The sequence below is a fragment of the Xanthomonas sp. CFBP 8445 genome (assembly GCF_025666235.1).
Taxonomy (GTDB): domain Bacteria; phylum Pseudomonadota; class Gammaproteobacteria; order Xanthomonadales; family Xanthomonadaceae; genus Xanthomonas_A; species Xanthomonas_A indica.
Genome location: NZ_CP102594.1, coordinates 500464 through 523728, shown reverse-complemented (window position 1 = coordinate 523728; position 23265 = coordinate 500464). Strand labels below are relative to the sequence as shown.

General features: G+C 70.5%; 20 protein-coding genes, 1 tRNA gene and 1 pseudogene. 12 read left to right on the top strand and 10 right to left on the bottom strand.

Annotated features, from left to right (window positions below; all coding sequences use genetic code 11):
• Window positions 1–335 precede the first annotated feature (335 nt).
• From NUG21_RS02375 to NUG21_RS02360, 4 genes are all read left to right on the top strand, one after another.
• Window positions 336–1091, top strand: coding sequence for an SDR family NAD(P)-dependent oxidoreductase (locus NUG21_RS02375; RefSeq protein ID WP_160946710.1), 756 nt, complete (start codon window positions 336–338; stop codon window positions 1089–1091).
• Window positions 1092–1340: 249 nt separating this feature from the next.
• Window positions 1341–3392: a TonB-dependent receptor gene (locus NUG21_RS02370; protein ID WP_263392170.1), complete on the top strand. Its 2052-nt coding sequence runs from the start codon at window positions 1341–1343 to the stop codon at window positions 3390–3392.
• 303 nt (window positions 3393–3695) lie between these two features.
• Entirely contained in the window at window positions 3696–5750 is a 2055-nt protein-coding gene (locus NUG21_RS02365; RefSeq protein ID WP_263392169.1) for a TonB-dependent receptor, read from the top strand.
• Window positions 5751–6071: 321 nt separating this feature from the next.
• Window positions 6072–7079 carry a pyridoxamine 5'-phosphate oxidase family protein gene (locus NUG21_RS02360; RefSeq protein ID WP_263392168.1) on the top strand — a complete coding sequence of 336 codons (1008 nt, stop codon included), beginning with the start codon at window positions 6072–6074 and terminating at the stop codon, window positions 7077–7079.
• Between the two features lie 18 nt (window positions 7080–7097).
• On the opposite strand, the gene NUG21_RS02355 is transcribed toward NUG21_RS02360, so the two are convergent.
• The 3 genes from NUG21_RS02355 to NUG21_RS02345 are packed head-to-tail and all read right to left on the bottom strand — an operon-like array spanning window position 7098 to window position 8397.
• Window positions 7098–7652 (bottom strand): DUF4865 family protein, encoded by a 555-nt coding sequence (locus tag NUG21_RS02355; RefSeq protein ID WP_263392167.1) that lies wholly within the window; start codon window positions 7650–7652, stop codon window positions 7098–7100.
• Window positions 7649–8047 (bottom strand): tautomerase family protein, encoded by a 399-nt coding sequence (locus tag NUG21_RS02350; protein WP_263392166.1) that lies wholly within the window; start codon window positions 8045–8047, stop codon window positions 7649–7651. The genes NUG21_RS02355 and NUG21_RS02350 overlap by 4 nt, the downstream gene beginning before the upstream one ends.
• Window positions 8047–8397, bottom strand: a complete 351-nt coding sequence (locus NUG21_RS02345; RefSeq protein ID WP_263392165.1) for a carboxymuconolactone decarboxylase family protein — start codon at window positions 8395–8397, stop codon at window positions 8047–8049. The genes NUG21_RS02350 and NUG21_RS02345 overlap by 1 nt, the downstream gene beginning before the upstream one ends.
• A 101-nt stretch (window positions 8398–8498) precedes the next feature.
• Between NUG21_RS02345 and NUG21_RS02340 the strand changes: the two genes are divergently transcribed.
• A complete protein-coding gene (locus tag NUG21_RS02340) occupies window positions 8499–9410 on the top strand; it encodes a LysR substrate-binding domain-containing protein (protein ID WP_160946717.1) in 912 nt (303 codons plus the stop codon).
• A 12-nt stretch (window positions 9411–9422) separates the two neighbouring features.
• Here NUG21_RS02340 and NUG21_RS02335 read toward each other — a convergent pair whose 3' ends face one another.
• From NUG21_RS02335 to speA, 3 genes and pseudogenes are all read right to left on the bottom strand, one after another.
• Window positions 9423–10103: a carboxypeptidase-like regulatory domain-containing protein gene (locus NUG21_RS02335; protein ID WP_263392164.1), complete on the bottom strand. Its 681-nt coding sequence runs from the start codon at window positions 10101–10103 to the stop codon at window positions 9423–9425.
• Between the two features lie 92 nt (window positions 10104–10195).
• A pseudogene (locus NUG21_RS02330) lies at window positions 10196–11310 on the bottom strand (acyltransferase).
• A 228-nt stretch (window positions 11311–11538) separates the two neighbouring features.
• On the bottom strand, window positions 11539–13428 hold the full coding sequence (gene speA, locus NUG21_RS02325) for an arginine decarboxylase (RefSeq protein ID WP_160946720.1): 1890 nt from the start codon (window positions 13426–13428) through the stop codon (window positions 11539–11541).
• Window positions 13429–13717: 289 nt separating this feature from the next.
• Between speA and speE the strand changes: the two genes are divergently transcribed.
• Entirely contained in the window at window positions 13718–14569 is an 852-nt protein-coding gene (gene speE, locus NUG21_RS02320) for a polyamine aminopropyltransferase (RefSeq protein WP_263392163.1), read from the top strand.
• A 321-nt stretch (window positions 14570–14890) separates the two neighbouring features.
• Here the strand turns inward: speE and NUG21_RS02315 are convergent, their stop codons facing one another.
• Window positions 14891–15229, bottom strand: coding sequence for a P-II family nitrogen regulator (locus NUG21_RS02315; protein ID WP_160946722.1), 339 nt, complete (start codon window positions 15227–15229; stop codon window positions 14891–14893).
• A gap of 176 nt (window positions 15230–15405) precedes the next feature.
• On the opposite strand from NUG21_RS02315, the gene NUG21_RS02310 reads away from it, so the two are divergent.
• Both NUG21_RS02310 and NUG21_RS02305 read left to right on the top strand, forming a co-directional pair.
• Window positions 15406–15675 (top strand): ubiquinone biosynthesis accessory factor UbiK, encoded by a 270-nt coding sequence (locus tag NUG21_RS02310; RefSeq protein WP_019796600.1) that lies wholly within the window; start codon window positions 15406–15408, stop codon window positions 15673–15675.
• A gap of 13 nt (window positions 15676–15688) precedes the next feature.
• Window positions 15689–17242 (top strand): YifB family Mg chelatase-like AAA ATPase, encoded by a 1554-nt coding sequence (locus tag NUG21_RS02305; protein ID WP_160946724.1) that lies wholly within the window; start codon window positions 15689–15691, stop codon window positions 17240–17242.
• 82 nt (window positions 17243–17324) lie between these two features.
• Here the strand turns inward: NUG21_RS02305 and NUG21_RS02300 are convergent, their stop codons facing one another.
• Window positions 17325–18170 carry an alpha/beta fold hydrolase gene (locus tag NUG21_RS02300; RefSeq protein WP_263392162.1) on the bottom strand — a complete coding sequence of 282 codons (846 nt, stop codon included), beginning with the start codon at window positions 18168–18170 and terminating at the stop codon, window positions 17325–17327.
• Between the two features lie 219 nt (window positions 18171–18389).
• Window positions 18390–18466 (bottom strand) — tRNA-Arg (locus NUG21_RS02295).
• 292 nt (window positions 18467–18758) lie between these two features.
• On the opposite strand from NUG21_RS02295, the gene ubiA reads away from it, so the two are divergent.
• Window positions 18759–19661 (top strand): 4-hydroxybenzoate octaprenyltransferase, encoded by a 903-nt coding sequence (gene ubiA, locus NUG21_RS02290; protein ID WP_263392161.1) that lies wholly within the window; start codon window positions 18759–18761, stop codon window positions 19659–19661.
• Between the two features lie 110 nt (window positions 19662–19771).
• Here ubiA and NUG21_RS02285 read toward each other — a convergent pair whose 3' ends face one another.
• Window positions 19772–20479, bottom strand: a complete 708-nt coding sequence (locus NUG21_RS02285) for a ComF family protein (protein WP_263392160.1) — start codon at window positions 20477–20479, stop codon at window positions 19772–19774.
• Window positions 20480–20552: 73 nt separating this feature from the next.
• On the opposite strand from NUG21_RS02285, the gene bioB reads away from it, so the two are divergent.
• The 3 genes from bioB (at window position 20553) to NUG21_RS02270 (ending at window position 23246) form a co-directional block, all read left to right on the top strand.
• A complete protein-coding gene (bioB, locus tag NUG21_RS02280; RefSeq protein WP_263392159.1) occupies window positions 20553–21590 on the top strand; it encodes a biotin synthase BioB in 1038 nt (345 codons plus the stop codon).
• Window positions 21591–21690: 100 nt separating this feature from the next.
• The gene (bioF, locus tag NUG21_RS02275) at window positions 21691–22896 is read left to right on the top strand and encodes an 8-amino-7-oxononanoate synthase (protein ID WP_263392158.1); all 1206 of its coding nucleotides are present in this window, start codon (window positions 21691–21693) and stop codon (window positions 22894–22896) included.
• Window positions 22893–23246, top strand: a complete 354-nt coding sequence (locus tag NUG21_RS02270) for a DUF7079 family protein (protein WP_263392157.1) — start codon at window positions 22893–22895, stop codon at window positions 23244–23246. The genes bioF and NUG21_RS02270 overlap by 4 nt, the downstream gene beginning before the upstream one ends.
• The last annotated feature ends 19 nt before the right edge of the window (window positions 23247–23265 follow it).

Genomic DNA, 23265 nt, shown 5'->3' with positions numbered 1-23265 from the left:
GGCATCCCTGCCGTTCTCACTTGCATGTGTGCGCAAGTGCCGCCGCCGGCGTTGATACCCGCCAATGCGGCATGACGCTGCAGCGGCACATCGGCGACGCGGAGAACAGCGTAGTTAGGTGGGGAATCGGAAATGTTGAATGGGGAGGCGAGCGCCCCGTTCCGGGCGACGCGTAGGCTTGGCAAGACACTTTGTCTGCGAGCTGTCTCGCCGGCACCGACACGCAATCAAACGCTTGCGCTGACTCCCGCACGGACACACGGCGCCGTCGACGCCCTACAACCGCATTTGCTTTTACCATTCCTGATTCCCCCCTCCCGATTCCCGGCCCCACCATGACCCAGACTGCCCTGATCACCGGTGCCACTTCCGGTTTCGGCGCCGCCGCCGTGCGCCGCTTCGTCGATGCCGGCTGGCGCGTGATCGCCACCGGCCGCCGCGCCGAACGCCTGCAGCCGCTGCTGGACGCCTTCGGCGCCGAGCGCGTGCACATCGCCGCCTTCGACATCCGCGACACCGACGCCCTGGACGCGATGCTGGCGGCGCTGCCCGAGGCGTTCCGCGGCATCGACCTGCTGGTCAACAACGCCGGCCTGGCCCAGGGCACCGCGCCCGCGCAGGCCGCGCAACTGGACGACTGGCGCACGATGATCGACACCAACATCACCGCGCTGGTGACGCTGACCCATCGCCTGCTGCCGACGCTGATCCAGCGCCGTGGCGCGATCATCAACATCAGTTCGGTCGCCGCGCTGTATCCCTACCCCGGCGGCAATACCTACGGCGGCACCAAGGCCTTCGTCAGCCAGTTCTCGCTGGGCCTGCGCTCGGACCTGCACGGCACCGGCGTGCGCGTGACCGCGATCGAACCGGGCATGGCCGAGACCGAATTCACCCTGGTCCGCACCCATGGCGACCAGAAGGCCTCGGACACGCTCTACCAGGGCGCGCAGCCGATGACCGCCGACGACATCGCCGAACAGATCTTCTGGGTCGCGACGCTGCCGCCGCATCTGAACATTAATCGGCTGGAAATCATGCCGGTGACGCAGTCCTTCGCCGGCTTCCAGGTCGCACGGCAACCGGCCTGAGCGGCCGCGGGGTCGCGCGCGGCCCCGCCACCTCCCTTTCCCACGCCCTCGCGGCGCAAACATCCCCTGCCGTCGCATGGCAGAGGCCGGCGCCGGTGCGCCAGCAGAGCGCCCATTCCGACACCGGCTTAACGAAATGATATAACATCACTTACATGGCGCCGCGCTCGTGGATCGGGCCGCGCACCATCCGTTCGCCTGCAGCCCGCCGCTGCCGCCAGCCTCCACTCCCCTTCGTCCGCACACACCATGAAGACCTATACCCACGCCCTCGCCGTGCTGGCCGGGCTCGCGGCCGGCGACGGCGCCGCGCAGACGTCGACCGACACCACCACCACGCTCGGCACCGTGGAAGCGCGGCGCCACAGCGCCGCTTCGCTGTCCACCCGCAACATCCTCAGCTCGGTCGACGTGCTCGGCAGCGAGCAGATCGGCGACAAGAACGTCATGAACAGCTGGGAGCTGCTCGGGCAGATGCCCGGCATGCAGCTCACCGAAACCCGGCAGGGCGCCGAGTCCGGCAAGGTCACCTTCCGCGCCTTCAACGGCGAGGGCTATCTCAACGGCATCAAGGTGCTGATCGACGGCGTGCCGAGCAACGTCAACAGCGGCAACCAGCGCTTCATCGACATGATCTTTCCGCTGGAGATCGCCTACATCGAGGTGGTCCGCGGCACCAACGATCCGCGCTACGGCCTGCACAACATCGGCGGCAATTTCAACATCGCCACCCGCCAGGGCGGCAACTACCAGGACCTGCGATTGAGCGGCGGTAGCTTCGCCACGCGCGAGCTGCAGTACGCCGCCGGCCATGAAGCCGATGGCCTGGCGCAGAACTACTTCGTCGGCGCGCAGGCCGCGCACGGCTATCGGCAGCACGACACCTCGCGCAAGTACACGCTCGGCGGCAAATGGTTCTACGGCGAAGACGACGATGCCGCACGCATCGGCCTGATCGCCCGCATTTACCACCACGAGGCCGACGAACCGGGCTTCCTCACCGCCGCGCAACTGGCCGAGGACCGCACGCAATCGCCGCCGAAGAACGCCAACGACGGCGACGACCGCGACATGCGCCAGGCCAGCGTGCACGCCGACGTCAGGCTCGGCGACGGCCTGCAGCTGCGCAACACGTTGTACTTCAATCGCTATGAGGACGACCGCCGCGTCACCTTCACCGACTACCCGATCGGCAACGCGCCGCGGCAGCGCCGGCAATGGGACGAAACCCAGACCGGTCTGCTCAGCACCGTCGCCTGGCAGGCCAGCGACCTGCTGAGCGTGGAAGCCGGCCTCAACGCCGAGCACCAAGACAACCGCTACCGGCGCGCGCGCTATGCCTACAGCGTGCCGACCGATTTCGACCGCACGCCGGCACGGGTGCAGAACGACGATCGCTACAGCCTGGACAACCTCGGTCTGTACCTGCAGGCGGTGCTGCAGCCGACCGACGCGCTGAAGATCGTGCCGGCGTTCCGCGCCGACCGTTTCTCCGGCGAGACCGCGCTACCCGGCGGCATCCATGCGCCGCTGCAACGCTACGGCTGGATCGACCAACCCAAGCTCAGCGTGATCTACGCGCTGACGCCGCAGCTGAGCGTGTATGCGAACTGGGGACGCACCTTCCAGATCCTCACCGGCTCCACCGCGCCGGCCTATCTCACCCCGGGCCAGCCGGCGTTCCGGCCCTCGATCAATACCGGCAAGGAACTGGGCTTGAAACTGCAGCCGGTGGCCGGCACCGAGGCGCGCGTGGCGGTGTGGCGCCAGGACGCCACCGACGAAGTGGCCAACATGCCCAGCACCGGCACCACGGTCGGCCTCGGCCAGACCCGACGGCAAGGCGTGGACCTGCAACTGAGCACGCAATTGGGCGAGCGCTGGACCGCGTGGCTCTCGCACGCGGTGCAGGAAGCCAAGGTGGTCAGCGCCTACACCGCCACCGGCGAATCGCTGCGCGGACGCGAGGTGTTCTCCACGCCGCGCTACATCAGCAACGCCGGCCTCGACTACCGGCCCGACGCGCGCTGGACATTCGGCGTGCAGGCGCGCGCGCAGGGCGACTACTACATCGACGAGCGCAATGCGCAGGGCAAGTACGGCGGCTTCCGCGTGGTCGATGCCAGCGTGCGCTACCAGCTCACCTCGCGCAGCAGCCTCGGCCTGCAGGTCAAGAACCTCACCGACGCCCGCTATGCCTACGTGTGGTACGACAACTTTTTCTGGGGCGGCAACGACCAGCCGATGTTCTCGCCGGCGCCCGGACGCTCGGCCTACCTGAGCGTCGAAGTGCGGCTGTAGGGCAACGCCAACGACCTGCTTCCGCTACTCCACGCCGGAGGCGGGTTGCCTTGTGGGAGCGGCGTCTGCCGCGCCGGGTTCCCAGGATCACCACGTCGCGGCTGAAGCCGCTCCTACAAGGCGCTTCCCCTCGTGACCGGAGGCCCTGTCGTCGTCGCGGCTGGCGGACGGCCGCACCTCCCCCGCCACATCGTTTAACATTGCCTTCACGGAGCGACGGACGCCCAGCGTCCCGAACAAGCAAGCCCCGCAACCTCGCCGTTGCCGCCAGCCCTCCGCTGTCCCCACTTGCTTGCAGGCCCCATGAAGATCGATTCCCTCGCCCTGGCCGTCCTGGCCGGACTTGCCGCCGGCCATGCCGGCGCGCAGACCCTGACCTCCGAGACCACCACCACCCTGGGCACCGTAGAGGCGCGACGCGAGACCGCGGCTTCGCTGTCCACCCGCAACATCCTCAGCTCGGTCGACGTGCTCGGCAGCGAGCAGATCGGCGACAAGCAGGTCATGAACGGCTGGGAATTGCTGGGCATGATGCCCGGCGTGCAGCTCACCGAGATCCGCCAGGGCGCCGAAACCGGCAAGGCCACCTTCCGCGCCTTCAACGGCGAGGGCTACCTCAACGGCATCAAGATCCTGATCGATGGCGTGCCGAGCGATGCCAACAGCGGCAACCAGCGCTTCACCGACATGATCTTCCCGCTGGAGATCGCTTACATCGAAGTCGTGCGCGGCACCAACGACCCGCGCTACGGCCTGCACAACATCGGCGGCAACCTCAACATCGCCACGCGCCAGGGCGGCGACTACCAGGACCTGCGGCTGAGCTACGGCAGCTTCGCCACGCGCGAGTTGCAGTATGCCGTCGGCCACGAGGCCGGCGGCCTGGCACAGAACTATTTCGTCGGCGCGCAGGCCACGCAGGGCGAACGCGCGCACGACAGCGCGCGCAAGTACACCCTCGGCGGCAAGTGGTTCTACGGCGAGGACGACGACACCGCGCGCATCGGCCTGATCGCCCGCGCCTACCATCTCACCGCCGATGCGCCCGGCTTCCTCACCGCCGCGCAACTGGCCGAGGACCGCGAGCAGTCGCCGCCGCAGAATGCCAACGACGGCGGCGAGCGCACCCTGCGCCAGGCCAGCGTGCACGCCGACCTGAAGCTCGGCGAGGGCCTGCAGTTGCGCAACACGCTGTACGTCAATCGCTACGACGAAGAACGCCGGGTCACCTTTACCAGTTATCCGGTCGGCAACGCGCCGCGGCAGCGCCGGCAATGGGACGAAACCCAGACCGGCCTGCTCAGCACCATCACCTGGCAGGCCAGCGACCTGCTGAGCGTGGAAGCCGGCCTCAACGCAGAGCACCAGGACAACCGCTATCGCCGCGATCGCTACGCCTACGCGGTGCCCACCGATTTCTGGAGTGCACCGGCGCGCGTGCAGAACGACGACCGCTACACGCTCGACAACCTCGGCCTGTACCTGCAGGCGGTGCTGCAGCCGACCGCCGCGCTGAAGATCGTGCCGGCGTTCCGCGTCGACCGCTTCTCCGGCGACACCACGCTGCCCGGCGGCGTGCACGCACCACTGCAACGCTATGGCTGGATCGACCAGCCCAAGCTCAGCGTGATCTATGCGTTGACCCCGCAGCTGAGCGTGTACGCCAACTGGGGCCGCACCTTCCAGATCCTTACCGGCTCCACCGCGCCGGCGTACCTGACGCCGGGCCAGCCCGGCGTGCGGCCATCGATCAACACCGGCAAGGAGCTGGGTCTGAAGCTGCAGCCGGCGGCAGGCACCGAGGCCCGCGTGGCGGTATGGCGGCAGGACGCCACCGACGAGGTTGCCAACAACGTCAGCTCCGGCACCACGGTGGGCCTGGGCCAGACCCGGCGCCAGGGCGTGGACCTGCAACTGAGCACGCAACTGGGCGAACACTGGACGCTGTGGCTGTCGCAGGCGCTGCAGGAGGCCAAGGTGGTCAGCGCCTACAATGCCTCGGGCGAATCCCTGCGCGGGCGCGAAGTGTTCTCGGTGCCGCGCTACATCAGCAACGCCGGCGTCGATTACCGACCCGATGCGCGCTGGACGGTCGGCGTGCAGGCGCGCGCACAGGGCGACTACTACATCGACGAGCGCAACACGCAGGGCAAGTACGGCGGCTTCCGCGTGGTCGACGCCAGCGTGCGCTACCAGCTCAGCCCGCGCGTCAGCCTCGACCTGCAGGTCAAGAATCTCACCGACAACCGCTACGCCTACGTCTGGTACGACAGTTTCTTCTGGGGTGGCAACAACCAGCCGATGTTCTCGCCAGCGCCCGGGCGCTGGGCCTATCTCGGGTTCGAACTGCGGCTGTAGCGCGCCTCGCATCACCTGCATCCGTCACGGCGTGCTGCGTAGGCGCAGCTTCAGCCGCGACGGCTTCACCCGGAACGCCCATCGCGGCTGAAGCCGCTCCTACAGGACACGTCCCCGGGGAGATGGGAGGTGCCCCTGTCGCGGTCTTGCCTGGCCAAGAGCGACCGTAAGGTCGCTGGACGCGGCGTCAGCCACGCTGTGGTACGTTTCCAGACGTCGCCAGCCTTCGCGCAAGCCTCCCGCTCGTTCACAGGAGTGCCTTGCGATGCTCTCTCCCTCTCCGTTCGACCGCGTGGTGTTTCGCTTCCCGGAGGCGCCGCGATGACCGACTTCGTCACCGACGCAGCGCAGCTGCAGGACTGCGTGGGGCGCCTGCCCGGCCCGCGCGACATGAAGGTGATCGACCATCTGGACGCGCATGCGCTGCGCTGGCTGGCCGCCAGCCCGCTGCTGTTCGCCGGCGTCGCCGGCCAGCGCCTGGCGTTGAGCGCAGGCAGTGGCGCGCCCGGCTTCGCGCGCGCCGACACTCCGCACCTGCTGTCGATCCCGCTGCAGGCGCTGGACACGGCGCATCCGCAGGTCGGCGCCGGCTTCGGGTCGCTGTTCCTGGTACCCGGTTTGGGCGAGACCCTGCGGATCAATGGCCGCATCGCCGGCGACGACGGCACGCGCCTGTTCGTCGCCGTCGAGGAGTGCTATCTGCACTGCGCCAAGGCCCTGCTCCGCGCCGACTGGTGGCGTGCCGAGACACCGACCGACGCCACGCCAGCGGAGGCGGTGGCGGGATTTCTCGCCAGCTGCCAGCTGCTGGTGCTGGCCACCGCCGATGCCGAGGGCCGCGTCGATGTCAGCCCGCGCGGCGATCGCGCCGGAGCCTTGCTGCAGGCGCATCGCGACGCCTGGTGGTTCGCCGACCGGCCGGGCAATCGGCGCGTCGACAGCCTGGGCAATCTGCTGGCGCGGCCGCAGATCGCCCTGCTCGCGCTGCGCCCGGGCAGCGCGCGCTGCGTCCGCATCGAAGGGCTGGCCCGCCCCAGCCCCGACGCGGCGATCCGCAGCGCGCTCGCCGTCGATGGACGCGTTCCGCATCTGGCGGTGCGGGTGCTGCCGGCGCTCCTCGAAGAGACGCGCAGCCCCGCGCTGGGCCGCTTCGACGCCTGGCCGCCCGCCGCCATCGCGCACGACCTGGACCCGCCGGCGATCTTCCGCGACCACGTCCGGCTCAGCGGCGCGCGCGGCGCCCAGGCCACGCTGATGCGCGCGGCGGTCTCGGTGCCCGGCGTGGTCCGCAAGGGGCTGCAGGCCGACTACAAGAAGAACATGTACTGAGCGCGCGACGCCGCCGGCTCACCCGGCTGCGTCGATCACGCCAGGGGCGCTGAGGTGATGTACCGCATAGCGCTGCGCCTCGTCGTCCGCCGGCGGCAGATCGCGCCACAGCTCGAAACGCAGCCGCGTCCATCCCTGCGGTTCATAGCCGCGCACCGTGGCCAGCACGCGTGCGTCAGGCGCATGCACGTCGTCGGAGTCGCTGCCCACGGCGCGCGACGGTGCCTGAAGCGCGCGGGTGGCATAGCGCGCCGTGCGCAGCGCCGCCGACGTCGACGCCGTCCCGACCATCCACGACTGCACCGCCGGTCGGCCGAACGCCTCGCATAGCGCGGCGAAGGCGGGGCCGACGAGGAACGCGTGCATCGCCGCCGCATCGCGCCACAGGTAGAACGGCGCGTACAGGTTCTGCCCGCTTGGCAGGAGCGGATCGGCGCGATCGGCAACCAGGTAGGCCTTGAACTGCAACCCCGGCAGCGTATCGAGCAACGGCCCCTTGTCGGCGATGCGGCGGCGGATGATCGCCATGTCGTAGTCCGCCGGCAACGCGATGCTGTACTGCATGGCGATCATGCCGGTGCTCCGCTGGCCGCGATGCCGGCGCGGCCGCCACCGAAGGACCAGTCCTGCGCGTCGGTGGTGACGATGGTGACCATCACGTCCTCCGGCGCGATCCCCGGCGCGATCGCCAGCAGCTCGACCAGGCGCCGGTAGAACGCCTGCTTGCAGGTGGCGCTGCGTTGGCGGCCGGCGGTGATGGCGATCAGCACGAAGCCCTCCGAGCGCGGCCCGCCCAGGTAGTGGCGGTCGAACACCAGTTCGTCCGCGTCGTGCTGGTGGATGACCTGGAAGCAGTCGCCGGCCGGCACCTCGAACGCCTCGTGCATGGCCTGGTAGAGGCTGGCCGACAGCGCGCGCAGGCATTCGGGCGGGTTGCCGCGCAGCAGCGAGATGCGGGCGTACGGCATCAGCGTGCCTCCGTCGTGGCCGACCGTGCCGCGACGGCGGCACGCAGCAAAGGCAGCGCCGACGCCGCACACGGCCAACCGGCGTAGAAGGCCAGGTGGGTGATGGCTTCGGCCAACGCCTCGCGGTCCAGGCCGTTGTCCAGCGCGCGCCCCAGGTGAAACGGCAGTTGCTCCAGCCGATACAGCGCAACCAGCGCGGCCACCGTGACCAGGCTGCGTTCGCGCGGCGGCAGGCCGGGGCGCTGCCACACCTCGTCGAACAGCACCTCGTCGGTCAGCCGGGCAAAGGCCGGCGCAATGTCACCGAACGCGGCCTGCGGGGAGGGAAACGGCGTGGATGGGTCGGACATCGGGCAGGCCTCGCATGGGAACGGGCACAGCCTAGTCGCGCAGGATTTTCCGAAAAATCGGAAAATATCGAAACGACCATCCGGAAAACCAGGATCGACCGATGCGCCCCACCACCTTCGACCTCGACGCGCTGCGCAGCTTCGTCGCCGGCGTGGAACTGGGCAGCTTCGCCAAGGCGGCCGACCGCCGCGGGCGTTCCACCTCGGCGATCAGCGCGCAGCTGAAGAAGCTGGAGGAGCAGGCCGGGCAGCCGGTGCTGCGCCGCCAGGGCCGCGGCCTGGCCCTGACCGAGGCCGGCGAAGCCTTGCTGGGCTACGCGCGGCGCCTGCTCGAACTCAACGACGAGGCGGTGGTGGCGCTGCAGGACCCGGCGCTGCAGGGCTGGGTGCGGCTGGGGCTGCAGGAGGACTTCGGCGAGCACATGCTGCCGGACGTGCTGGGGCGTTTTGCCCGCGCCCACCCGCAGGTGCGGATCGAAGCGCGCATCGCCCGCCACCAGGAGCTGCTGGCGCGGGTGGAGGCCGGACAACTGGACCTGGCCCTGGCCTGGGAGTCCGGTGCGGCCTCGGCGCACCGGCAGGCGCAATCGGCGTGGCCGCTGCGCTGGATCGCCGCTGGCGAGCGTAGCGGCCTACCCGCCATGGCCACCTGGAGCGGCGCAGCGCCGCTGCCGCTGGTGATGCTGGAAGCGCCCTGCCTGCTGCGCACGGCCGCGACCACGGCCCTGGACCGCGCCGGCATCCCGTGGCGCATCGCCTTCACCAGCGCCAGCCTCGGCGGCGTATGGGCGGCCGTGCGCGCCGGATTGGGCATCACCCTGCGCACCCCGGCCGGCGTGCCGCCCGGGCTGGCCCTGCTGGCGCCCGGCGCCGGCGGCCTGCCGACGCTGCCGGCGCTGGGACTGAACCTGCATCGCGCGGTCGCCACGCCGCCGCCGGCAGTGGCACGGCTGGCGGAGATCCTGCAACAGCGCCTGCAGGCGGCGCATGCGGCGCTGGCCGCGGAGGGGTGAGGCGGCGCGCGCTTACTTGCCGCCCTTGCAGGGCATCATCTTGGCGATCAGGCCGCCGCCACCGGAGAACATGTTGGCGCCGCCGGTGACCGCGGTCTTGACGGTGCTGCCGTCGCTCTTCACTTCCACGTCCTTGAACAGCTCGTCGTTGCGCGCCACCGCATAGTCCTGGCGGTCGTAATGCTCCACCTCGATGGAACCGGCGTAGCTGGTGCCCGCGTACACGTTGCGCGACTTGGCCTGGTCGAACTGGAACGGCACCACCACGATGTAGCGGCCCGGCAGCATGTCGGTGAACTGGAACGCGCCGGTGGCGTCGGTCTTGGTTTCGACCCGCGTGTTGAAGGCCTGGTCGGACATCAGCACCGACTCCTTGCTGCGATCGGACTTCTTGCGCAGCGCGACCCATTCCTCGAAGTACGGCGTCGCCGGGAACAGCATCACCTGGCGGTTGTCGGCCAGGAACAGGCGGTTGTCGTGGTAGGCGCAGGCCACGCCGGTGATGGTCGCATGGCCCTTGGCCAGCGCGGCTTCGGCCGCCGCCTTGTCGAACGGCAGGCTGGGCGAGGTCTCGCGGATCTTCGGCGTGCTGTCCACGGTCGGCGAGGTGCGCATCTGCGCAGCACTCTGGCCGGCGGCGGCCAGTCCACAGCTCAGCAGCAGGACCCAGCCACGGCGTGTGATCGTCTGCATCGTATTCCCCTTATCGTCCATGAAGGCGCGCACGCTAGCACGATCCGTGGCAGCGCCATAGAGCTGTAGCGCGCGGGTCGCACCCCGCGCTTTCAGCCCCGCGCCGCCGCCGCGACAGGAGCGCTGCGCCGCTCGCGCAGGCGCAGGAACGGCCACTCCACCGCGTAGTGCAGGACGGCCGCGAACAGCAGCGCCATGCCGGCATAGACGGCGAAGGCGAGCGGCCCGCGCCCGTCCAGTTGCGCGCCGAACCACACCTGGGTCAGATGGAATACGGCCTTGTGGCTCAGGTACAGGCTGTAGGACACCGCGGCCAGCCAGGCCACGCCCGGCACCCGGCAACGCCCCAGCCACCCTTGCGTGGCGGCGCCGGCGCCGACCAGCAGCGCCAGCCCCAGCGACAGCACCGGCCAGCCGATCGCATTGCCGAGCAGGCCGGTGCGGTCGCGGAACAGCCACATCGCCAGCGCGCAGACCGCGATCCCGGCAAGCGCCACGGCGCTGGCGTGGCGCTGCAGCCGCTGCCAGTGCCGCGGCCGGAAGGTCTTCAGCACCGCCAGCGCCACGCCGGCCAGCAGGCCGTACAGGCGGTTCCAGGTCGGGTAGTAGAGATCCTCGACGAACCAGTTGCGCTGCAGCCCGGCGCCAATGCGATCCAGCGTGCTGTCGTGCAGCCAGATGGCGCGGCGCAGGGCGATGCCGCCCAGCACCACGGCCACGCACAGCGCCACGAAACGCGCGCCGACGGCCGCCGCAGCATCCACGCCGCCAACAGCGGAAACACCAGGTAGAAGTGCTCCTCCACGCACAGCGACCAGGCATGCGAGAACGCCTGCTGGTTGGCGTACTCGATGCCCAGGTTGAGGGTGAAGCTGGCGAACAGCCACCACGGCGCGATCCCCGGCGCTTCGCGGAAGCCGGGCCAGGCTAGGTACAGCGCCAGCACCACCGCGTACGCCGGCAGGATGCGGTAGGCGCGGCGGCGATAGAACTCGCCGCAGCGCAGCCGTTCGCCGCGGGCCAGCGGCGCCAGCACCTGACCGCCGATCAAAAAGCCGCTGAGCACGAAGAACAGGTCCACGCCCATCCAGCCATCGCGCGAGAGCCACTCCCAATCCGGCCCCAGCCCGCCGACCACGAAGGAGTGGAACAGCATCACCCAGACGATGGCGATGGCGCGCTGCAGGTCGAGGCCGGGAGAGCGCATCGCATTGAGGTGACGGTGGGAAGCGCGCAGCTTACTGGCTGTGCTGGCGTTTGCGGCGGTGGCCGTCCACCGGCGCCGGTGCGATCGCGCCTGTGAGACGTCGCCGCGGCGCCAAGCGGCGACCTCTGACCTCCAGGCTGCGTGCACGCGCGCACCCTCACCCCAACCCCTCTCCCGGGGGAGAGGGGCTTACTGGCGGATGCCGGCGCTGGCGTCAGTCGCGCGCCGTCAGCCCAGCGGCTCGTCCGACAGGTAGGTGTAGCCGGTCAGGCCGGCCTCGAGCGCGTCGGCCAGTTCCGTCGCCTGCGCGGCCGGCAACTGCGCGGCGGCCACACGCTCGGCGTAGGCGGCGCGCAGGTCGTCCAGGCGGTAGCCCACGTAGTCCAGCATCACGTCGGTGGTGTCGCCTCGCCGCTGCTGGGCGATGCGGTAGCCGTCGCCGTCCACCGCCACTTCCACCGCGTCGGTGTCGCCGAACAGGTTGTGGATGTCGCCGAGGATTTCCTGGTAGGCGCCGACCAGGAAGAAGCCGATGCGGTAGCTTTCGCCCGGGCGCAGCGCGTGCAGCGGCAGCGAGCTGTCCAGGCTTTCGTTCTCGACGTAGGTCTTGACCATGCCGTCGGAATCGCAGGTCATGTCGCAGACCACGCCGCGCCGCGCCGGCGCCTCGTTCAGGCGCTCGATCGGCACGATCGGGAACACCTGGTCGATCGCCCACACGTCGGGAATCGATTCGAACACGCTGAAGTTGACGAAGTACTTGTCGACCAGGCGCTCGTTGAGTTCGTCCAGCACCGGGCGGTGGCTCTTTTCCTCGTGGCTCAACCGCGCGCGCACGCCGTGGGCGATGGCATAGAACAGGTCGTCGATGCGCGCGCGATGGGTCAGGTCGATCTGGCCCAGCGCGTAGCCGCTGAGGCCTTCGGCGTGGAAATGCTGCGCTTCCTGGAACAGCTCCACCGCCGGGCGCTGGTCCAGTTCGGCATGGATCTCGCGCAGGTGGCGGATCGCCGCCGGCTCGTCGTCGTGCGCGTCGGGCACGCGGCCTTCCGGCGCCTGCTCCACCTCGGACACGTTGGCGATCAGCACCGCGTGGTGCGCGGTCATCGCGCGCCCGCACTCGGTGACGATGCGCGGCGGCGCCAGGCCGTGTTCCTCGCAGGCGCTGGCCAGCGGCTGCACGATGTTGCTGGCGTAGGAATGCAGGCCGTAGTTGATCGAGCAGTAGCTGCGCGAGCGGGTGCCTTCGTAGTCGATGCCCAGGCCGCCGCCGACGTCGACGTGGCTGATCTTCGCGCCCAGCTTGGACAGCTCGACGAAATAGCGGGTGGCCTCGCGCATGCCGTTGGCGATGTCGCGCACGTTGGAGATCTGCGAGCCCATGTGGAAGTGCAGCAGGTTCAGCGCGTCGGCGTACTCGGTGTCGCGCAGGGTCTTCCACAGGTCCAGCACCTGCCGCGGCGACAGCCCGAACTTGGCCTTGTCGCCACCGCTGTTCTGCCACTTGCCCGCGCCCAGCGAGGCCAGGCGCATGCGCACGCCCAGGCCCGGCTTCACGTCCAGCGCGCGCGCCTCCTCCAGCACCAGCTTCAGCTCCGACGGCTTCTCGATGACGATGAAGGTCTGCAAACCGAGCTTGCGCCCGATCAGCGCCAGGCGGATGTATTCGCGGTCCTTGTAGCCGTTGCACACGATCAGCCCGCCCGGACGCGACAGCGCCAGCACCGCCATCAGTTCCGGCTTGCTGCCCGCCTCCAGGCCGAAGCCCTCGCCCTGGTGGCTGGCCAGGGTACCGGCCACGCCGCGGTGCTGGTTGACCTTGATCGGGTACACCGCGGTGTAGCCGCCGGCGTAGTCCCAATCGGCCTGGGCCTGCGCGAACGCGGCCTGCAGCTTGCCCAGGCGCTCGCCGAGGATGTCGGGGAAACGCACCAGCATCGGCAGCTTGGCGCCGGCCGCGCGCGCGGCGTCCACCACCTCCGGCAGCGCGATCGCCACGCCGTCGGCGCCCTGCGGCCGAACGACCAGCCGGCCGGCCGCGTCCACGTCGAAATACCCGTCGGCCCAATGCGGGATCGAGTAGGTCTTGCGGGCTTGGTCGAGGGACCAATCGCTCATCGTGGCGGCTCGGCTGACGGAAAAAGGGCGTGGATTGTAACCCCTGCTACGCGTGGGGTCCGTTACAATCCGCGCCGTTCCGACGCCCTCGGCTCCTGCCGGAGCCGGGCCGGGTTCGCGGGCGCCTGGCGTGCTCTGCGCCTAGCCCTCATCCGGAGAGGTACGGTAACAGCGTCGCGTGGCTTGGCTCCACTAGGCTGCGCCCGACCCTCATCCGGCGCTACGCGCCACCTTCTCCCGGGGGGAGAAGGAATCATCGCTTCTTTTCTTGCTTTCCTAGGACATCTGCATGAGCGCCAACGACAACTGGTACATCGAACACTTCCAGCCCACCGGCTCGGCCATCGGCTACCGCATCACCGGCAAGCTGGACGAGGTGCAGTCGCCGTTCCAGAAGATCGAGATCTACGACACCACCGACTGGGGCAAGCTGATGGTGATCGACGGCGCGGTGATGCTGACCACGCGCGACAACTTCTTCTACCACGAGATGATCAGCCACCCGGCGCTGTTCACCCACGCCGCGCCCAAGCGCGTGGTGATCATCGGTGGCGGCGACTGCGGCACCCTGCGCGAAGTGCTCAAGCACCCGGGCGTGGAAAGCGCCACCCAGTGCGACATCGACGAGCAGGTCACGCGCATGGCCGAGAAGTATTTCCCGGAACTGTGCGACTCCAACAACGACCCGCGCGCCGAGTTGCTGTTCGACGACGGCGTGGCCTACATGGCCAACTGCCCGGCCGGCAGCGTGGACATCGTCATCGTCGACTCCACCGACCCGGTCGGCCCGGCCGAAGGCCTGTTCAACAAGGCGTTCTACGAAAGCTGCTTCAAGGCGCTGAAGGACGACGGCATCCTGGTGCAGCAGTCCGAATCGCCGCTGGCGCTGCTGGACCTGATCAAGGAAATGCGTGCGGAAATGGGCAAGGCCGGCTTTGCGAGCTTCCACACCGTGCCGTTCCCGCAGCCGTGCTACCCGACCGGCTGGTGGAGCGTGACCATGGCGCGCAAGCAGGGCGGCTTCGACTTCCGCCAGGCCGACGCCGCGGCCAAGCCATTCGCCACCCGCTACTACAGCGCGCACCTGCACACCGGCACCCAGGTGCTGCCGCCGTTCGTGGCCGAGGCACTGGGCGGCTAAGCCCCGGTCCTCTTCGGCATCGGCGCGCTCGACGTGCGCCGATGCCGCGGATCGCAGGCGCTACCCCGGTCCTCGAGTCTCGGCCAGGTCCCGTATCAACTCATTCGCCGCGGCTACGACGGCATCTGAACCGGCACCTGGCGCAAGCGTGCTCGGCCTATCCGGCTGGCCCACCACGCTGGCGGCAGACTCCGGCAGGCACGAACCCCACGCCGATAGGCGCGGCTTCAGCCGCAACAGGCGTCACAGGAACACGCCGTCGCGGCTGAAGCCGCTCCTGCAACGCATCCATGCCACGCCGATGCAGCCGCGGTGACCGCGTTACAGCGCGTCTGCGTCCAGTTCGCCGGTGCGGATCCGTACCACCGTGCCCAGGTCGTAGACGAACACCTTGCCGTCGCCGATCTTGCCGGTGGCGGCGGCCTTGACGATGGCCTCGACCACGCGCTCCACCTGCTCCTCGCTGACCGCCACTTCCAGCTTCACCTTTGGCAGGAAATCGACCACGTACTCGGCGCCGCGGTACAGCTCGGTGTGGCCCTTCTGCCGGCCGAAGCCCTTGACCTCGGTGACGGTGATGCCGGCCACGCCCTGCGCGGCGAGCGCTTCGCGCACGTCGTCGAGCTTGAACGGCTTGATCACGGCCATGATCATCTTCATGCGGCGTTCTCCAATCACAATGGCCTCAGGATAGCGCGGTTGCGCGATCGACGGCCGTCGGGTTCAATGGCCACGCGCCCCCAACGCCGGAATTTTCCGACAGCGCGCCGCGTCCGATCCCGATGGTGCCGACCCGCCGGATACCGCAGTCTGACGCCACCTGCCGGAGCACAGCCATGATCGATCTCAACCATCTCGACGACCTCGCCCGCCGCCTCAGCGACCTGGTGCCACCGGGCCTGCGCCAGTCCCGCGACGAACTGCAGAGCACCTTCAAGAGCGCGCTGCAGGCCGGGCTGGGCAAGCTCGACCTGGTCACCCGCGAGGAGTTCGAAGTGCAGCGCGCGGTGCTGCTGCGCACCCGCGAGAAGCTCGAGGCGCTGGAGCGCAGCGTCGCCGCGCTGGAAGCGGCACGCAGCGGGCAAGCGCCCAACACCAACCCCTGATCCACCCGCCACCATGAGCCTGGCGCTGGTGCACAGCCGTGCCCGCGCGGGGGTGCTTGCGCCTCCGGTTCGGGTCGAAGTCCATCTCTCCGGCGGCCTGCCGGCCACGCAGATCGTCGGCCTGCCCGAGGCAGCGGTGCGCGAATCGCGCGATCGCGTACGCGCCGCCCTGCTCTGCGCGCAGTACGAATTCCCGGCACGGCGGATCACCGTCAACCTGGCCCCGGCGGACCTGCCCAAGGAGGGTGGCCGCTTCGATCTGCCGATCGCGCTGGGCATCCTCGCCGCCGCCGGCCAGCTCGACCCGCAGGTGCTCGGCCAGTACGAATTCCTCGGCGAACTGGCCCTGACCGGCGAACTGCGCCCAGTCGACGGCGTCCTGCCGGCCGCGCTGGCCGCCGCCCAGGCCGGGCGCACCCTGATCGTGCCGGCCGACAACGGCGCCGAGGCCGCGCTGGCGCAACACGTGCAGGCGTTCACCGCGCGCACCCTGCTCGAGGTCTGCGGATTGCTCAACGGCAGCAAGACCCTGCCCGCGGCGACGGCGCCGCCGGCCGTCGCCGCGCCCTTTCCCGACCTGAGTGACGTGCGCGGCCAGGCGCAGGCGCGGCGCGCCCTGGAGATCGCCGCGGCCGGACATCACCACCTGCTGCTGATCGGCAGCCCCGGCTGCGGCAAGACCCTGCTGGCCTCGCGCCTGCCCGGCATCCTGCCCGAGGCCAGCGAAGCCGAGGCGCTGGAGAGCGCAGCCATCGCCTCGGTCAGCGGCCGCGGCGTGGATCCGGCGCGCTGGCGGCAACGCCCCTACCGGGCGCCGCATCACACCGCCAGCGCGGTGTCGCTGGTCGGTGGCGGCACCCATCCGCGTCCCGGCGAAATCTCGCTGGCGCACCACGGCGTGCTGTTCCTGGACGAGTTGCCCGAGTGGAACCGCCACGCGCTGGAAGTGCTGCGCGAGCCGCTGGAGTCGGGCCAGGTGACCGTGTCGCGCGCGGCGCGCAGTGCCGAGTTTCCTGCGCGCTTCCAGTTGGTGGCGGCGATGAACCCTTGCCCCTGCGGCTGGGCCGGCGACCCCAGCGGCCGCTGCCGCTGCAGCGAGGACGCGGTGCGGCGCTATCGCGCGCGCATCTCCGGCCCACTGCTGGACCGCATCGACCTGCATGTGGACGTGCCGCGGCTGCCGCCACAGGCACTGCGTGCCGATGCGCCGCCCGGCGAAACCAGCGCCGCCGTGCGCGAGCGCGTGGAGCAGGCGCGGCAACGCCAGCAGGCACGCGCCGGCCGCCCCAACGGCCAGCTCGGCCACAGCGAGACCCTGCGCGACTGCCGCCTGCAGCCGCGCGACGAGGCGCTGCTGGAACATGCGATCGAGCGCCTGCGGCTGTCGGCGCGCTCGCTGCACCGCATCTTGCGCGTGGCACGCACCATCGCCGACCTGGACGCCAGCGATGCCATCGCCACCGCACACCTGACCGAGGCCATCGGCTACCGGCAACTGGATCGTGGGGAGGCGGCGGCGAGCGCCGTGGGTTCCACAGCGCCCGGAGCACGTCGCCTGGCAGGGTGACGTCAAGCCGCAGCCGGCGCATGCACCGCTTTGTTTCTCTGCGCGGTCGCGCCCGATGAGCGCGGCACTCCGCCGTCCGCGCTCAACTCCTCGCCGCAGCGTCCACCCAATCGGCGAGCAGGGCATTGCACCGCCTGGCATGGGTGAAGGTCATGCCGTGCGACGCCCCGGCCAGCACCTCGTGACGCGCCTGCGGCAACCACGCCGCCAGGGCGGCAGCGTTGTCGCGGTACTGCGCCGGGCTGCGTTCGCCGGCGACCAGCAACACCGGCATCGCCAGCGTGGCGGCCTGCTCTGGCCGGTACGCCGGCAGCGCGTCGGCGATCTGCGGCACCAGGGTCTGCGCGTTGTCGCGCACCATCTGCCGAAAGCTCGCGCTGCTGCGCGCCCAGGCGCCGCGCTGGCTGACCGAGTCGACGAAGCATTCCAGGCCGGCCTCGATCTGGCCGCCTTGGAGCAACGCGATCGCCTGCGCGCGGACCGCCTGCACCTCGGCCGGCAGGCCCTGCGGTTGCGGGCCGCCCGGATCGAACAGGGTCAGGCTGGCGATAGCGTCGCGCCGCAGCAGCGCCGCCTGCCAGGCGACGGCGGCGCCACGGGAGTGCCCGACCAGATGCACCGGCCGCGCTTCCTCGGCGATGAAGGCGGCGAGCTGCTGCGCATGCCAGCGCCAGCCGAATACATGCCGCGACGCCGACGGCAGCCGCGGGTAGTACTGGCCCAGGCTCAGCGCACTGAGCTGGAAGCGGTCGGCCAGCCCGCGCACCTGCGGCGCCCAATAGCGGTAGTCGCACAATGCCCCGTGCACCAGCAGCACCGGCGCGCCTTCGCCTACCCGCAGATAGGCCAGCGCATCGTCCGCACCGAGCAGGCGCACCGCGGGTTTGGGCAACGCGGTGCGTGGACTGGCAGTACGTGGAATGGTCATGTCCGAGCGTGGATCTGCGCAGCGTGCCCGATGCGCCGGCGCGGGCCGGTTGTGCCGGCATCTGCGCCGCAGCAGGCGGCAGCACAGGCAAGCACGAGAGCAAAAACAGGGAAGATGGGCACAGGCATGCGCATACGATAACTGCGGCGCCAGCGGGTCTGTCCCGGGCACGCGATCGTCGGAATGACGATGCGCAGGAAGCAGGGGGGAAGGACTGGATGGCGCGCCCGGAGGGATTCGAACCCCCGACCAATGGCTTCGGAAGCCACTACTCTATCCGGCTGAGCTACGGGCGCAACGGACGCGCATTCTAACGGCATTCGTCGGCCGCGTCTCCCCCGTCCGCACTGCCTGCCGACATCGTGCGGCGCGGCGGGCTTGCGCCTACCGCCAGACAGGCTCCGCCCCGCGGCTCCCCCCGGCTGCCGACGCGGCAGGGCATACCGGGGCGCCCCGCTTGGTCTTCCGGGGTGGCGAAGACCCACCACCAAGGCATCTCACGCCATCGCCAGCCCTGCGTAGCAGCGCAGGCCACCGCCACGACATCGCGACGCGCCGCCCACGCCACGCGGCTGCTACCCTTGCGCGATGGCTTACGAACGCTACGAAACGCCTGCCGCGCTGCCGCCGCGCGCGCGCCTGGGCCAGTACTGGAAACTGCTGCGCGGCGACCGGCCGATCGGCGCGCTGCTGCTGCTGTGGCCGACCTGGTGGGCGCTGTGGCTGGCCGCCGATGGGGTGCCGCCGCTGTGGACCCTGTTCGTGTTCACCGCCGGGGTGTGGCTGACCCGCTCGGCCGGCTGCGTGATCAACGACTACGCCGACCGCTGGCTGGATCCGCAGGTCGAGCGCACCCGCAGCCGGCCGCTGGCCACCGGCGCGGTCAGCGGCCGCGAGGCGCTGGCGGTGTTCGCGGTGCTGATGCTGGTCGCGTTCGCGCTGGTGCTGACGATGAACGCGCTGACCATCGGCCTGAGCGTGGTCGGGCTGTTGCTGGCCGCCAGCTATCCCTACCTGAAGCGCTACACCTACCTGCCGCAGGTCTACCTGGGCATGGCCTTCGGCTGGGGCATCCCGATGGCCTTCGCCGCCGTGCGCGGCGAGGTGCCGGCACTGGGCTGGCTGCTGTACGCGGTCAACATCCTCTGGTCCACCGCCTACGACACCTGGTATGCGATGGTCGATCGCGAGGACGACCTGCGCGCCGGCTCCAAGTCCACCGCGATCCTGTTCGGCGAACTGGATCTGGTCATCCAGGGCGTGCTGTACGCGCTGATGTTCGTCGCCCTCGGTTTCGTCGGCCACCGCGCGGACCTGGGCGTGTGGTACTGGGCCGGCCTGGGCGTGGCGGCGCTGCTGGTCGCCGCGGAGTTCCGCATGGCCCGCCACCGCGAACGCGCCGCGTGCTTCCGCGCCTTCCTGCACAACAACTGGGTCGGCCTGGCGATCTTCGTCGGCATCGCCGCCGCGCTGGCGTTGCGCGCCGACTGACACCGACGCGGTTCGGCAGTCCGCTTCGGCGGCACGAAGCAGCATCCTGGCCGCCAGGCCACGCGACAGGCACGGGTCCACCAGGCGGCGCAGGTGCAGCGGGTCCAGCGTCACGGCACCCGCGCCACCACCCACGCATCGACCCGTTCGACGCCGGCACGGCGCAGCGCCTTTGCCGCGGCGTGGAGGGTCGCGCCGGTGGTCATCACGTCGTCGATCAGGGCCACATGCGCCGGCAACGCGGCCGAGGTCGGCACCGCGAACGCGCCGCGCAGATTGCGCCGGCGCGCGCGGGCGTCCAGTTCGGATTGTGCCGCGGTCGCCCGCACCCGCTGCAGGTCCAGGCACAGCGGCACGTCCAGCGCGCGCGCCAGTGGCTTCGCCAGTTCCAGCGCCTGGTCGTAGCCCCGCCGGCGCAAGCGCGCCGGATGCAGCGGCACTGGCAGCAGCGCCTGCGGCCGCGGCAAGGCCGCGCAGCGTGCCTGCAACAGCGCGGCGAGCAGTCGGCCGGCGGCCAGGTCCTGGTGGAACTTGAAGCGGCGCAACAGGCCATCGACCGGCGCGGCGTACACGCAGGCGCTGGCGACCCGCTCCAGCGGTGGCGGCCGACGCTGGCACGCGCCGCAGGCCTGCTCGGCATCCAGGGCCGGCAACGGCAGCGCACAGCGGCAGCAGGCCGCCGCGTTCCAGGGCACGCCATCGCGACAGGCCGCACACAGGTCCAGGGCCTGCACGCCCGGCTCGGCGCAGACCAGGCAGCGTTCCGGCAGCAGGCGGCGCTGCAGCCACCGCCAGCCACCGTCAACCAAACCAGTCATCGTGAAGTTGACAGGACTTTGCATGCTCACCAGACTGCCCGCTTTCCCAGCTGCTGACCGTCAGGAAACCCCCATGTCCGCTGTCGTCCGACACGACTGGCAACGCCAGGAATTGCTCGCCCTGTTCGATCTGCCGTTCCCGGAGCTGCTGCATCGCGCCGGCGCCGTGCACCGCGAACACTTCGATCCGGCGCAGGTGCAGGTGTCCACGCTGCTGTCGGTGAAGACCGGTGGTTGCCCGGAAGACTGCGCGTACTGCCCGCAGGCGCAGCGCTACGCCACCGGCGTGGAGGCGCAGAAGCTGATGAGCACCGAGGCGGTGCTGGACAAGGCGCGCCAGGCCAAGGCCGCCGGCGCCTCGCGGTTCTGCATGGGCGCGGCCTGGCGCTCGCCCAAGGACCGCGACATCCCGAAGGTGGCGGAGATGATCCGCGAGGTGAAGGCGCTGGGCCTGGAGACCTGCGCCACCCTGGGCATGCTCGACGGCACCCAGGCGCAGGCGCTGAAGGCGGCCGGGCTGGACTACTACAACCACAATCTGGACACCGCGCCGGATTTCTACGACTCGATCATCCACACCCGCCAGTACCAGGACCGCCTGGACACGCTGACCCACGTGCGCGACGCCGGCCTGAAGACCTGCTGCGGCGGCATCGTCGGCATGGGCGAGTCGCGCGACCAGCGCGCCGGCCTGCTGCAGGCGCTGGCCAACCTGCCGGTGCATCCGGATTCGGTGCCGATCAACCGCCTGGTGCAGGTCGCCGGCACGCCGCTGCACGGCACGGTCGAACTGGATCCGTTCGAATTCGTCCGCACGATCGCGGTCGCGCGCATCGCGATGCCGCGGGCGATGGTGCGGCTGTCAGCCGGGCGCGAGAGCATGAGCGACGAACTGCAGGCGCTGTGCTTCTGCGCCGGCGCCAACTCGATCTTCTACGGCGAGAAACTGCTGACCACCGGCAACCCGGACACCGAACGCGACCAGGCGCTGTTCGCACGGCTGGGGCTGCGGCCGATGCAGGTGATGGTCGACGCCGACGCGCACGACCATCCCGGCACCGTGCATGCGGACATCACCGCCAAGCCGACGATCGCCGCCGCCCTGGTCTGACGTCGCGCGTCCGTCCGCCGATCCGGCCGTCCATCGCCGGCGGCGCCCGGCCCGGCCGGGGACGCGCTACGCTAGCCCGCCAGACGCCCGTCCCACACCCATGGCCCGTCCCGACCTGCACGACCGCATCCAGTCCGCGCGTGCCCTGCGCGAAGCGCAGGGGCGCCTGCGCATGCGCCGCAGCGTCGGCCGTCGCGACGGCGTGCGCCTGGAAGTCGACGGCCGCTGGCTGACCGGCTTCTGCAGCAACGACTACCTGGGCCTGGCGCAGCAGTTCGAAGTGGTCGCGGCCCTGCAGGACGCGGCCGCGCGCGAAGGCGCCGGCGCCACCGCCTCGCACCTGGTGTGCGGCCACCACGCGCTGCACGAGGCGCTGGAAAGTGAGATCGCCGACTGGCTCGGCTATCCGCAGGCGCTGCTGTTCGGCAGCGGCTTCATCGCCAACCTGGCGGTACAGCAGGCGCTGCTGAGCGAGGAAGAGGACGTGTGCGTGCAGGACCGGCTCAACCACGCCAGCCTGCTCGACGCCAGCCGCCTGGCCGGCTGCCGCCTGCGCCGCTATCCGCACCTGGATGCCGAAGGCGCGATGCGCCAGCTCAAGCACGCTGCCGACGGCGCGGCGATGCTGGCCACCGATGGCGTGTTCAGCATGGACGGCGACGTTGCCCCGCTGCGCTCGCTGGCGCTGGTGGCGCGCACGCAACAGGCGCTGCTGTACGTGGACGACGCGCACGGCGTCGGCGTGGTCGGCCCGCAGGGGCGCGGCAGCGTCGCCGAGGCCGGCCTGGGTGTCGACGACGTGCCGCTGCAACTGGTGACCCTGGGCAAGGCGCTGGGCGGCTACGGCGCGGCGGTGGTCGGCGATGCGGCGCTGGTCCGGCATCTGGCCGAAACCGCGCGACCGTATCTGTACACCACCGCGCTGCCGCCGGCGCAGGCCGCCGCGTCGCTGGCTGCGGTCAAGCTGGCGCGGCGCGACCAATGGCGGCGCGAACGCCTGGTCGAACTGATCGCCCTGTTCCGTGGCGGCGCACGTCGCCATGGCCTCGACCTGATGGCCTCGGACACGCCGATCCAGCCGCTGCTGTGCGGCGAGGAGCGCACCGCGCTGGCATGGTCTGCGGCACTGGAACAGGCGGGCTATCTGGTCTCGGCGATCCGCCCGCCGACCGTGCCGGAAGGCAAGTCGCGGCTGCGCGTGACCCTGTCGGCGCTGCACACGCCGGCGCAGGTGCAGGCGCTGCTGGATGCGCTGGCGCTGGCCCGCGATCGCGTAACCGCACACCCACCCGGTCTGCCGGCGTGAGCGACGGTGCGCTGGCCGCGCGGCGCAAGGTCTGGGAGGCGCTGTCGGCGCTGTACCTGGACACTGCGGTCGACGCGCACCACGCGCACATCGCCGGCGTGCTCGCCGCCTCGCCGTTCGCCACCGACACGCTGTGGCGGATGCTGCGCAACGACGTGCATCCGCGGCTGGCGCCCAACCTGCTGACGCCGGCCGGCGCCTGGCAGGGCATCGACGCCGACTGGCTGAGCGCGGCGATCCAGCAGCGCCGCGGCGCGCATCGCTGGTCGGCCTGGTGCACCCGCGGCTATCCACGCCGACAGTGGCGCCTGCTGCTGCCGCAGGTACTGGCGCAGCGCGCGGCGCACTAACGCGGCGGCCGACGCCGCT